The following is a 13,286-nucleotide window of genomic DNA, read 5'->3' as shown; positions in this document are numbered from 1 at the left end:
TCCTTCCCTGTTCTACTGATTAAACAAACCAGCATCAGAGGCAAATTGATGTAAATTTTTGAATCCTAATTTGGCGTAAGTCAGCGGATGTGCCACCGATGGATCTTGCTCCGCTTCCACCACTAGCCAGCCCTGATAACCGTTTTCTGCCAGCAGTTTCAATACGGGTGGGAAATCAATCCCACCATCACCGGGCACGGTAAATACGCCATCCAATACCGCATCAAGAAAGCTGGTCTTACGGTTCTTGACGTCTGCCAGAACATCGAGACGCACGTCCTTGGTGTGAACATGGTTGATACGATGAGCCCAGCGCTGAGCAACAGCAAGCGGATCCGCACCAGCAAAAGTGAGATGTCCGGTATCCAAAAGCAGCCCAACTTCCTTATCGGTGTGCATCATTAGATTGTCGATGTCTTGTGCCGACTCGATAACCGTTCCCATATGGTGGTGATAGGCAATTTGAACACCCTGACTTTGGGTGTATCTGGCAAACTCAGACAGTTTTTCGCCATACTCCTGCCATTTATCTTCTGGGAAATGAGGACGTAAATGCGCTGATGTTGTTTGATCACCATGAATGCAGCCTGTCACTTCGGCAAACACCATGACTTTTGCACCGAGTTCACGCAGTAACGTTAGATGAGGCTGTGCGGCTTCAATCTCTTCTTCAACACTACGAGTCAGCAACTCGCCAGAGTACCAGCCAGAGACTAATTGCAACTCGTGTCCGGCTAGGATTGGCCCTAACTGGCTAACTTCACGCGGGAATTTATTGCCTAGTTCAAATCCGGCAAAACCTGCCAGTTTTCCTTCCGACAAACACGTTTCAAGTGGTGTTTCAGCCCCAAGAGACGGCAAGTCATCGTTCGTCCACGTCAGTGGATTAATTCCTAGTTGTACTGTCATGATTGTTTCCTTAGATAACCTGATGTTTCTTGGCCGCTTCGTAGCGTTTACGCGCTTCTCTCACTGGCTCACGAACTGAGACTTCTGGCACAGCGACCTCCCACCATGAACCACCAGATTCAGTGGTACTGAGCGGATCGGTATCCAGCGTGATGACATACGTATTGTCTGTGGCCTTCGCGCGAATCAACGCCTGCTCCAGTTCAGCGACGTTGCCCACTTTTTCTGCGCTAGCGCCAAGTGAGCGAGCGTGTCCGGCGAAGTCGGTCTTCGGTGCCCCCGCCTCAACGGTATTACAATCCTGAAGCAGATTATTGAAACCCGCACCGCCACAAGCTTGCTGAAGGCGGTTTATACATCCATAACCGCGGTTATCTAACACCACCACAACCAGCTTCTGACCTAACATCACCGAGGTGGCGATTTCAGAGTTAAGCATCAGATATGAGCCATCACCCACCATGACGAAAACCTCTGAATCAGGCTTCGCCATTTTGACGCCAAGCCCCCCAGCGATTTCGTACCCCATGCACGAAAAACCATACTCAAGGTGGTAGCCCTTGTCGTAACGTGTCCGCCACAATTTATGCAACTCACCCGGAAGGCCGCCTGCCGCGCAGACAATAATGTCTTTCTCCTGCGCGGCACGGTTAACAGCGCCAATCACTTCCGCATCGGTGGGTAACTCGCTTTGGCGATCAGTCATCGCAATCTCGACGGTTTCATTCCATTTCAATCGCAGTGATTCCGCTTTGCTCTTCCAGTCAGGGCAAATGTTCCAGCCAATCAGACCACTACTGAGCTGTGGCAAGGTACGTTTGGCGTCAGCAACCAAAGGGGCACTGTAGTGCTTGGTCGCATCGAATCCATTGACGTTGAGTGACACAATTTTGGCATCAGAGCGGAATAACGCACGAGAGCTGGAAGTGAAGTCCTGCAAGCGAGTCCCGACAGCGATGACAACGTCTGCCTCACTGGCGAGTGTATTGACGGCTTCTGATCCCGTAACTCCAATCGACCCCAGATTACTCGGGTGATCCCAGGCCAATGCGCCTTTGCCTGCTTGTGTTTCACCGACGGGCAAACCAAAGGCTTCGACAAAGTCGCTGAACTCCTGGGTTGCTTCTGCGTAATGAATGCCTCCACCCGCGATCACCAGCGGCTGCTTAGCCTGCGCTATGGTCTCAATAGCAAGTTGGAGTTCATGCTCATCTGCTCCTGGTCGGCGTATCCGATGGACTTTTTCTGCAAAGAAATGTTCAGGGTAATCAAACGCCATGGTCTGCACATCCTGAGGAAGAGAAAGCGTCACAGGGCCACATTCAACCGGATCGGTCAGTACGCGTATTGCCTGAGGTAAGCTATTCAACAACTGCTCAGGGCGAGTAATGCGATCAAAAAAGCGGCTCACTGGCTTAAAGCAATCGTTCGGCGTGATGGTGGCGTCACTCCAGTCTTCGACTTGTTGAAGGACGGGATCCGGTTCGCGAGTCGCAAACGTATCACCCGGTAAAAGCAAGACGGGTAAACGGTTAACGTGTGCCAAAGCCGCAGCAGTTACCATGTTCAACGCGCCCGGACCAACTGATGTTGTTGCTGCCATCATGCGGCGGCGATTGTTGGCTTTTGCAAAGGCAATCGCACTGTGCGCCATTGCTTGTTCATTGTGCGCGCGATAGGTTGGCAGTTCATCATTCACGTGGAACAACGCCTCTCCTAAGCCTGCAACATTGCCATGGCCAAAGATGGCAAACACGCCTTCAAATATCGGTTTCAGTTGACCATCTACTTCCACTTTCTGCGCCTGCATAAACTTCACCAACGCTTGTGCCATGGTCAGTCGGATTGTATTCGCCATTCTTTAACCCTCCTGACCACGTTCACGCCACAGACTTATCAGATTGTGGTAATTACGTTTAATCTGGTCGATGAGTGTTTGATCATCAATCTCATTAGCTAACCAGGCTCGAGATGGCTGACCAAAGATGGTTCGCCCTACCGCAAAGCCTTTGACCACATTATTCTGCGCAGCTTGCTTAAAGCCTTCACGCAACACCTCTTCCGGTGCATCTAACCCGAGTAACACAACGCCTCGACAATGCGTATCGCGCTCGTTGATCAGTGCCTCAGCCGTTTGCCAGCTTTCTGTTTGCATCGGTGGAAGCTTCCACCAGTCAGGTTTCACACCTAGGTTATAGAAGCGCTGCATGGCGCGAAGGTAAAGGGCGTCATCGCGCTCCATGTCGGCGGGTAGAATAATTTCCAGTAGCATTTCATGGCCAGATTTGCAGCAGGCGGTGTAGACTTCCTGCACCTGTTTTTCCTGCTCCAAACGCAACGCATGATTGTCTTCAGGGTGGAAGAACACCAAACACTTAACGACATGCTCAAGTGGCCAGTCGATCAATTGTGAACCGATGTTACCGTGCTCGAGTTCTAGTGGGCGCGAACCCGGTAGCTCGACTGGACGCCCTATCCACCAACCGCTACCCGTAACCTGATTCAATACCGATTGACCGAAAGAGCCATCGCACAATAAACCAGCTTTACCTTGCAAGTCGGCCTCACACGCCACTTCCTGACTGGCTTTATATATCAACTCTTTAAGGGGAGAAATCCGACTAATATCAGCACCAACTGAACGCGCCATATCGACAAATTGAATACGGTGATCGAACGCCAGCACACACAGCTCATCCCACTCTTTATCTCGCGTTGTTACTCGATGAAGATGATTAAGGTGTGAGTCAAGATCCGGACGCGGTACCTCTTCTGCTCGCGCCAGATAATCGTCCAGTTCCTCTTTGCTTGGCATTGCCGGTGCACAGCCGTGCCTTGAAACCACCAGCGCACCACACGCATTTGCATACGCGCAAGACTGCTGCCAACTCTCACCATTGAGGTAGCCACGCAACAACCCAGACATAAATGCATCCCCAGCTCCGAGCACATTAAGTACTTCAACTCTTACGCCGCGAGCATTGATACCACCGTCGAGATCGTCTGGCAGTTCACCACTAAATACTGAACAGCCAAGTGGCCCTCGTTTGCAGACCAGTTCCGCATCCGATACTTCACGTACACTCTTCAACGCTTGCAGTGTATCTTCCGATCCCCCTGCGATATGGAATTCTTCTTCTGTACCGACAATAAGGTCAAATAATCCCAGCACCTCTTTAAGTGATGCTGTAACGTTTTCTGACTCAATATAACGTGTTTCACCATCACCAATGGAAGTCAGCCCCCACAATACTGGTCGGTAATCGATATCCAGTGCTGTTTTTACACCATGTTTTCGGGCATATTTCAGTGCGGTTAGCACTGCTTCTCTGGTCTGGGGATGAGACAAATGCGTGCCTGTGATCGCCAGACAACGGGCTGAAGCGATATATTCTTCGCTTACATCGTCAGACGTAATTGCCATGTCTGCGCAGTTATCACGATAAAAAATCAGTGGAAACGTGTCCTCATCTTTGATCCCTAAAATCACCAACGCGGTCAAGCGCTGCTGATCGGTGATCAAATGGCTGGTGTCTACGCCGAGCCGTTGCAGCTCTTCACGCACGAATCGGCCCATATGTTCATCACCAACACGCGCTAGCATAGATGACTTCAAGCCCTGACGCGCCGTACCGTAGGCAACATTGCCCGATGATCCACCGAGATATTTTGCGAACGATCCCATGTCTTCTAGACGGGCACCAATCTGTTGTCCATACAGGTCAACGGCCACGCGCCCCATACATATAAGATCGAGTTTCTTATCGATGGCCTTCATTTGGTTACTCCTTTAATACTTTGCTTGTTTAACCGGGGACACCAACCCAGTTTCCAACTATCGCCGAATAAGGTTATTTGTGTTTCACAACCTTTATACGAAACATTTATTTCATTTTCAATGAAAAATGAAACACAAAATCCAGACTGTGATCCATGGCCGTTTTTTACTCAAATCCATTCTTTTCATTTCTAACAAACACAAAAAATGAAAAATATTTATCAAAATGCCACTCAATATTTTCCGCTGAAACAAAAATTCCACAAATGAAAGACTCAATTAACACAAATATCAGAATCAGGTCACAAAAATCATTAAAAACTTAAATATCATATGTTTAATAAAGAACATCGTATTGAAATATAAGTTTCAGTGAGATCGCGATAACAGTTTTAACAATTGAGAAACAATTCGACTGGTCAGAATTCGAACATCAACATATAGTTTCTCACCGACACCGATAAAAAATATTTTTCAAACCCGCAAAACCTGTTTTGTAATTTTGAAAACATAACGATTGAAACAGCTGAATAGGACTCACAGCCGTATTCACGAAAAAATGAAATAAAAATTTCATTATGTGTGGAACGCGGTTGAACAAGAACGAAGGAGGCAATGATGCCATCATTACATCAAGGACTTACCATGCTGCTGACCAAGGTGAAACAACTCGCCACTACCTCTAAAACCCTACTTAAAGGCCTACTCGTGACTTCCGGATTACTTCTACTGACAGCTTGTGGTCAGGAAGAAGCCAAGTCGGACGTAACACGCGTCGGCGTTGCCATTCCCAACTTTGATGACACCTTCATGGTGTACATGAAAGATGCAATGGACAAATACGCGCAACAATTTGATGGCAAGGTTGAACTGACCTTTGTCGATGCAAAGGAAGACACAGCGAAACAGTTGGGTCAGGTGGAAAACTTTATCGTCCAACAAATGGACGCCATCATTCTCGTCCCTGTAAACACAGACGCAACTCAGCCAATGACCGACCGCATCCTTAATGCCGGTATTAAGCTGGTGTATCTCAACAGACGCCCTTCATACCTGCCGGAAAGCGTTTTCTACGTTGGCTCAGAAGAGCTGAAGTTCGGTGAAACACAGGCTGAATACGCCGCCAACATTAAAGACGGTGGCAACGTGGGTATCCTGATGGGGATGCTGACTCAGGAAGCCGCCATCATGCGCACTAAAGGTGTGGAAGACTTCTTCCAAGACAAGCCAAATTTCGATGTGGTTCGTAAGCAAACAGGTTTATGGCAGCGCGCTCAAGGAATGACCGTTATGGAAAACTGGCTCAACTCTGGCGATCAGTTAGACATTATCCTAGCTAACAACGATGACATGGCATTGGGCGCAATTCAGGCTCTGCGTGCGGCGGGTAAACTTGATGACACCTTAGTTGTTGGTGTTGACGCTACGCCAGATGGTCTGATAGCGGTTAAGAACGGTTCTCTGAATGCGACTGTATTCCAAGACGGTGGTGGTCAGGCTCGTGGCGCAATTGATGCCGCCGTTGATGCTGTTAAAGGTAAACAGCACGATCAAATCACTTGGATTCCAGCTGAGCTGGTCACACAGGACAACCTAGCCGCGTTCGAAGCGAAACAAAAAGGTTAATGGAATAACAGCGCTCTGCACCTTCAGTGCAGAGCACTTTTTGGAGTAGTAGTTATGAGTCAAGTTTTACTCGAAATGCGTGGTATCACCAAAACCTTCCCTGGTGTCAAAGCATTAGACAACGTTCAGCTTACCCTAAAACAAGGCCGCGTCATGGCATTGATGGGGGAAAATGGCGCTGGTAAATCAACCCTGATGAAGGTGATGTTTGGTATTTATCAGCGTGACAGTGGCACCATTCGCTACAAAGGTGAAGCCGTTGAATTCTCGGGTGCAAAAGAAGCGCTGGAATCAGGTATCTCTATGATCCATCAGGAGCTTTCTCCTATCTTACACCGCAGTATTGCAGAGAACATCTGGCTGGGACGCGAACCGCTTAAGGGGCCGTTAAAGCTGATTGACCACGATAAGATGTACCGTGATACCGAAGAACTGCTGAAAAAACTCGATCTGGATTTAGATCCACGAACCCCGATGACTGAACTGACGGTAGCAACGATGCAGATGGTTGAAATAGCTAAAGCCATCTCCTATCACTCAGAAATCATCATCATGGATGAGCCGACTTCCGCTCTAACCGACAAAGAAGTCGACCATCTGTTTGAAATCATTGAAATGTTGAAAAGTCGTGGCTGCGCTATCGTCTACATCAGCCACAAAATGGATGAGATTTTCCGCATCTGCGACGACATTACCGTCTTTCGCGATGGCTGCTTTATTGGTGAACGAGAAGCCAAAGAGACCAATAACGAAGAACTCGTGCAGATGATGGTGGGTCGAGATCTTGGTGACGTATTCCCACCTCCGACAGCCAAACCGGGCAAAACTCGCCTCGAAGTGCGAGATCTCTCCGTTGAAGGCGCCTTCAGCAACATTAACTTTGACCTTCACGAAGGCGAAATTCTTGGCATTGCCGGGCTGGTGGGTGCAGGTCGTACTGAACTGATTGAAACTCTGTTTGGTGTTCGCGAGAAAGACACCGGAGTGATTCGCATCAACGGCAATGAAGTGGAAATCAAAACCCCACAAGACGCAATCAGCCACAAGATGGCTTTCCTAACCGAAGATCGTCGCCATTCTGGCTTATATCTGATGCTCGATATCTTTGCGAATACATCCATTGCTCATCTCGATGCGTACCGCAACAAAGTGGTGAATGTGCTTGATGTCCGCAAGATGCGTTCAGACAGCGAAGACCACTGTAAAAAGCTCAGAGTTAAAACCCCCGGCATGTACGAAACCATCGACAACCTCAGTGGCGGTAACCAACAAAAAGTGCTGCTTGCCCGTTGGATGCTAACCAAGCCTGACATTTTGTTCCTTGATGAGCCTACACGCGGCATTGATGTTGGTGCTAAGTCTGAAATTTACAAACTTATGCGTCTGCTTACCGGCATGGGTAAGAGTTTGGTGATGATTTCTTCCGAACTGCCCGAAGTGATGGGGATGAGTGACCGCATTCTGGTCATGCATGAAGGTCAGTTAAAAGGTGCAATTGAAGGGCAAGAAGCAACGCAGCAGAAAATCATGTCTATGGCGCTCAATTAAGGTCTCAGATCGTCATTCGTTTATCAGGATTTGTTCACCTGCGTGACAGGTGATTAAGAAGTAATTCAAGGAATGCAGTTATGATTGCAAAACTGATTAAGGCTACCTCAACCGAAGGCGAGCCAAACAAAAATTTCAAACGTCTTGTCTCTAAGTACGCGATTTACATTGTCTTTGTTGCCATGTGTATCGTGATGACGATTTTGTCTCCGGTATTTTTGACCGTAGCGAACCTGCTCAATGTGGTCACTCAGATGGCCAGTATCGGTCTGCTAGCGTTGGGCGTGACCATCATCATTATCACTCGTGGTATCGACCTTTCATCTGGCTCAGTGCTGGCCGTCGCAGCGGTGGTATCGGCCAGTATGGCGCAAACACTCGACTGGAGCATGCGCATGTACCCGAACATGCCAGAGTTTCCAGTGATCGTGCCCATCATCGCAGCATTAGCGGTAGGTGCATTGTGTGGCTACATTAACGGTGCCTTGATCGCGTACACAGGTATTCCGCCATTCATTGCAACGCTAGGGATGATGATCGTCGCTCGTGGCGCGGCCCTGCTCTACTCTGACGGTCGCCCAGTTAGTAGCCTGATTGACTCCTATCAGTGGATTGGACAAGGCAACATTGCTGGGCTGCCCGTACCTGTGGTGATCTTCATCGTTATGGCTTTTGTCTCCTACATACTGCTCAACTACACCCGTTTCGGTAAGTACGCTTACGCGATTGGCGGCAACGAAACCGCCGCTTACGTCTCGGGTATCAACGTCAATAAATACAAAATTCTGGTTTACACCTACGCAGGCCTTCTGGCGGGTATCGCAGCCTTGATTCTGGCTGCACGCATTAACTCTGGTCAACCGGGTCTTGGGGTGATGTATGAGCTGGATGCGATTGCCGCTGCAACCGTTGGTGGTGTATCCCATGCAGGCGGCATCGGCACAATTCAGGGCACCATCATAGGCACTATGATCATGGGTGTGCTCCAGAACGGGCTCGATTTGCTCAATGTTTCTGCGTACTGGCAGCAAATTGTCAAAGGCTTAGTCATCATTTTTGCTGTGATGTTCGATATGAAACGTCACAAGAAAAGCAAATAACGTTTTGTAGGGCTGAAGCTATTGTCCTTTCACGAATATCTTGTCTGACGCTGCGCTCACAACGTCAGCCCTGATATGACAATAGCTTCTGGGGATTACCCTGTTTGCGCCGCTTTACGTTGCGGCGCTTTTTTCTTCTCACATCCAGCTTCTGACCATTTTTGGAAGCCATCACAAACCTCGTTCTGAAACAAATATTTCACGACTTTCGAATTTAAGGTATCTTTACGGAAGATTTATTTCAGATTCCGAACCTAGGAGAGTGACATGAAAGCGGCCAGTTCGCTCGGAGAGCTGCAGGATCAGATCCGCAATAATTACTCTGACCTGAGTAAGCGACTCCAGCAAGTAGCTAAGTATGTACTTGATAATTCTAACAGTGTTGCATTTGATACTGTTGCCGTAATTGCTCAGCAAGCCGAAGTACCTCCATCGACTCTAATTCGTTTTGCCAGTGCATTTGGCTTCAGCGGATTTAATGATATGAAACAATTGTTTCGTCGCAATCTGGTTGAGGAAACCACCAGCTATACCGATAGGGCCAGACTGTATAAACAGTTAGAGGGAGAGCCTCACCCACCAGAAACACCAAAAGACATTCTGGAGGAGTTTGCTCGCGCCAACTCTCAGGCAATGAATCACCTTGCCGCTCAAACCTCAGCTGAAAAATTGGAGCAGGCGGTTGATATCCTGCGTAATGCGGAGAATATTTATCTTATTGGGCTTAGACGTTCGTTTAGCGTCGCGTCATATCTGACTTACGCGCTGCGTCATCTGGATAAGCGCGCTTTCCTTATCGATGGCCTTGGCGGAATGTTCAAAGAACAACTGAGCATGATCGGCCCGAAAGATGCCATCGTGTCCATCAGTTTCAGCCCTTACGCGCAAGAAACTGTGATGCTAAGCGAAGTCGCCTCCAAAGCCGGTGCACATCAGATTGTGATTACCGATAGTCAGATCAGCCCGCTCGCAGCGTTCAGCGACGTGTGTTTTGTGGTTAAAGAAGCCAAAGTGGATGCATTTCGCTCTCAGTCAGCGTCTTTGTGCCTTGCGCAAACTCTCGCGGTGTCCATGGCATTCGATCAGGCTAAAAAACTCTAATCATGTCAGCGGCAGTGGTTGCTCACTGCCGTATATTTTTTCTTTATACCTGCCAACGTCAAATCATTGGGTTAAGTGAGGGTTTGATCACTTAATTTTTACAATTCCACGTTTAAGACCTCTTATTGATTATGTAACTTTTGGAAAAAGACAATAATACTTCTTCCAATAATAGAGAAATGACACTCACTTAAGTGATTGATATTTGGTGACTCTGCTTCCAAGGCGTGTTTTATTGACTGAAAAAACACACAAGTGTGAATTTCTGCTTCTGGTTCGAATTGAGTTTCGAATTTAAAATATGCAAAACCATAAAGTAACAAGCACGTCACACAGGAAGTAAAAGGACGCCATGAGTAATCAAGCGCTAATTCAGACATTCATCGACATTGTCGGCCAAGACCATGTATTAACTGATAACAAGAAAACCGAATATTACCGCTCAGGCTTCCGCTCGGGTAAAGGCAAAGCGCTGGCAGTTTTGTTTCCCGGTTCATTAGTTGAACAGTGGCGTCTACTTCAGGCTGCAGTAGAAGCCAACTGCATTGTAATCATGCAGGCCGCCAAAACCGGTCTGACCGAAGGCTCTGCACCAAGTGGTGACGATTACGACCGTGAAGTTGTGGTGATCAACATCATGCGTATCAACTCGCTGCACTTGATTGAAAACGGCAAACAGATCATCAGTCTGCCGGGCGTGAGCCTTCACCAGTTAGAGAAAAAGCTCAAGTCTGTCAACCGTGCGCCTCATTCCGTGATTGGTTCTTCTTCAATTGGTGCGACAGTTGTTGGTGGTATTGCCAATAACTCCGGTGGTGCCTTGGTCAAACGCGGCCCTGCGTATACGGAATTGGCGCTGTTTGGTCAGGTCACCAAAGAAGGCAAACTGGAGTTGGTGAACCATTTGGGCATCGAAGGCCTTGGGGACACGCCAGAAGAGATTCTGACCAATGTTGAACAAGGCAATTTTGACCCATCTAAAATTGTCCACAGTGATGCGATGGCATCAGACAAAGAGTACGAGGCTCGCGTTCGTGACGTCGATGCAGAAACCCCTTCCCGTTTTAATGCTGATTCCAGACGCCTGTTTGAAGCCAGTGGCTGTGCAGGTAAACTCGCAGTGTTTGCAGTCCGTGTCGATACCAACCCCGTCGCTGAAAAAGAGCAGCTTTTCTACATCGGCTGTAGCGATCCAGCGAAGATGACGATGCTGCGTCGTGACATGCTGAGTAGCTTTAAACATCTGCCAGAAATGGGCGAATACATGCATCGCGACATTTTCAATCTGGCGGAAACTTACGGTAAAGATGTCTTCCTGTCGATTCATCACCTAGGCACTGACAAGCTGCCTAAGTTCTTTGCGCTAAAAGCAAAAGTTGAGTCGATCCTGAAACGCATTCCGTTTGTGTCAAAAGATTTGCCGGATATTACGCTCTACTGGCTTACCAAACTGTTCCCACAGCACCTTCCTAATCGCATGCTGGAATTCAGAGATAAATACGAGCACCACCTAATCCTAAAAATGAGTGATGGTGGTATCGATGAAGCGAAAGAGTACCTAGAGAACGTTTGGTCTAAGCAGGACGGTTGTGAGTACTTTGTATGCAGTGCCGATGAAGGCAAAAAAGCTCTGCTTCACCGCTTTGCAGCTGCAGGCGCAGCGATTCGCTATGAAACCATACACTCCAATGAAGTGGAAGACATTCTGGCGCTGGATATTGCCCTGCGCCGAAACGATATTGATTGGGTAGAACAACTTCCTGAAGAGATCACCAAAGACTTGGTTATGGGTCTCTACTACGGCCACTTCATGTGTCATGTTTTCCATCAGGATTACATCTTCAGAAAAGGGGCGGATACGAAGAAAATCAAACAGAAAATGCTTGAGCTTTTGACTCAGAAAGGCGCCAAATACCCAGCAGAGCATAACGTAGGCCACCTTTATGAAGCAGAAAAACAGCTTCAGGAGTTCTACCACTCATTGGATCCAACCAATACCTTTAACCCGGGTATCGGTAAAATGAGTAAGTACAAACGTAACTGCAGTTGCTGTGGTGGTTAACAGAAAAGAAAACGGAGCTCATTGAGCTCCGTTTTACGATTAATTCTTCACAAACATGCCTGAACCACTCAAGGCTTGATGCTTCTCCAAATCGTCTTCCTGATAAAAGCCTGTGTGATAAACCGCCATCTGAGATTGCCCACTGGCACTTTTCACAAAACCAATCAGAATGCCGTGTTCACCTTCAAATGGCTTGGTACCTGACTGTCTCAGGTAAGCTTTGCACGCCTCAACGCCAGACGCTTCCAGCTTAGTTTCTGAACGTATAATTTGGTTGTCATTGTACGTGGCGAAACCCTTCGGCTCAGTCTTACAGTACTCGACGCCATTGTCTTCAATAAAAGCGGTGACCATCAATGGGCCGTTGTTGACTTGGGTAAATTTGTATCGGTTATAGGCGTTAGGCTGGTTGTAAGCATCAATGCTTTTCCATTCGGTATCTGGTAGAGAAGCCAAAACGTCAATCAGTTTTTCAGTTTCAACTTGTTGATACCAAACATTAAAATCTTCTCCTTGGATACCAGAATCTTCTGAAGTCATCCGAAAGCCATAATCCAGTGTATTAAACTCATAATCATCCAAGTGAATTGACTGAATTTGCGCCTTTTGCACAGCAGAAAGATCTTTTCGCCACTCGCCAAATATCCAGCCTAAGTTTGACAATTTGGCGTTGCGTAATGAACGACTAAGCACCTCACCACTTGGTTTCACTCGCGTAGAAGCGTATTCCATTGCGTCACTCACTGTAGATTGAGCGACTTCATACCCAGCCGACACCTCTACTTTGTGGTAATCGTCTGAAGCATCCACACTCACCGACTGGCTCCAAAATTGTTGCTCACCAGTATAGTGATAACCAATGCCTATCCCCATGTAGCGCGGTGATGCATCACTGGCACGTAGAATATCGTCACTTCCATTTCCTAGTGTCGCAACATAGATCCCCATCGGATAAACAACACGGCTTTGACCACCATTAATATTATTTTTGCCAGTGCTTCCAGCATCGCCAGAACCACCACCGCCACAACCAACAAGTAACGTAGTTAGTACCGAAACCGAAATCGCCGCTCTTTTAAACATAAGTTTTCCCACTCATCACATACTCAACTGAGACGTATGCACACCAGAACATCATGGAATCTGACGTGTACAAATCGAT

9 protein-coding genes are annotated in these 13,286 nt (G+C 47.7%); 5 read left to right on the top strand and 4 right to left on the bottom strand.

Features of this window, described 5'->3' with window-relative positions:
• Nucleotides 1-12: 12 nt before the first annotated feature.
• The 3 genes from iolE to iolC are packed head-to-tail and all read right to left on the bottom strand — an operon-like array spanning nt 13 to nt 4,687.
• Nucleotides 13-909: a myo-inosose-2 dehydratase gene (iolE, locus tag F0265_RS14490; protein WP_171749410.1), complete on the bottom strand. Its 897-nt coding sequence runs from the start codon at nt 907-909 to the stop codon at nt 13-15.
• 10 nt (nt 910-919) lie between these two features.
• Nucleotides 920-2,767, bottom strand: a complete 1,848-nt coding sequence (iolD, locus tag F0265_RS14485; protein ID WP_171749409.1) for a 3D-(3,5/4)-trihydroxycyclohexane-1,2-dione acylhydrolase (decyclizing) — start codon at nt 2,765-2,767, stop codon at nt 920-922.
• Between the two features lie 3 nt (nt 2,768-2,770).
• Nucleotides 2,771-4,687 carry a 5-dehydro-2-deoxygluconokinase gene (iolC, locus tag F0265_RS14480; RefSeq protein ID WP_171749408.1) on the bottom strand — a complete coding sequence of 639 codons (1,917 nt, stop codon included), beginning with the start codon at nt 4,685-4,687 and terminating at the stop codon, nt 2,771-2,773.
• Between the two features lie 618 nt (nt 4,688-5,305).
• On the opposite strand from iolC, the gene F0265_RS14475 reads away from it, so the two are divergent.
• From F0265_RS14475 to dld, 5 genes are all read left to right on the top strand, one after another.
• A complete protein-coding gene (locus tag F0265_RS14475; RefSeq protein ID WP_171749485.1) occupies nt 5,306-6,313 on the top strand; it encodes a sugar ABC transporter substrate-binding protein in 1,008 nt (335 codons plus the stop codon).
• 54 nt (nt 6,314-6,367) lie between these two features.
• The gene (locus F0265_RS14470; protein WP_171749407.1) at nt 6,368-7,861 is read left to right on the top strand and encodes a sugar ABC transporter ATP-binding protein; all 1,494 of its coding nucleotides are present in this window, start codon (nt 6,368-6,370) and stop codon (nt 7,859-7,861) included.
• Between the two features lie 80 nt (nt 7,862-7,941).
• On the top strand, nt 7,942-8,961 hold the full coding sequence (locus F0265_RS14465) for an ABC transporter permease (RefSeq protein ID WP_038163066.1): 1,020 nt from the start codon (nt 7,942-7,944) through the stop codon (nt 8,959-8,961).
• Nucleotides 8,962-9,228: 267 nt separating this feature from the next.
• Nucleotides 9,229-10,062: a MurR/RpiR family transcriptional regulator gene (locus F0265_RS14460; RefSeq protein WP_171749406.1), complete on the top strand. Its 834-nt coding sequence runs from the start codon at nt 9,229-9,231 to the stop codon at nt 10,060-10,062.
• A 352-nt stretch (nt 10,063-10,414) separates the two neighbouring features.
• Entirely contained in the window at nt 10,415-12,124 is a 1,710-nt protein-coding gene (gene dld, locus F0265_RS14455; RefSeq protein WP_171749405.1) for a D-lactate dehydrogenase, read from the top strand.
• A 39-nt stretch (nt 12,125-12,163) separates the two neighbouring features.
• On the opposite strand, the gene F0265_RS14450 is transcribed toward dld, so the two are convergent.
• Nucleotides 12,164-13,207, bottom strand: coding sequence for a hypothetical protein (locus F0265_RS14450; RefSeq protein ID WP_171749404.1), 1,044 nt, complete (start codon nt 13,205-13,207; stop codon nt 12,164-12,166).
• Nucleotides 13,208-13,286 lie beyond the last annotated feature (79 nt).

Origin of the sequence: Vibrio sp. RE88, assembly GCF_013113835.1 — a bacterium.
Classification (GTDB): domain Bacteria; phylum Pseudomonadota; class Gammaproteobacteria; order Enterobacterales; family Vibrionaceae; genus Vibrio.
Note: the sequence above shows the minus strand (reverse complement) of the source record. Positions and strands in the feature narration are given on the sequence as shown.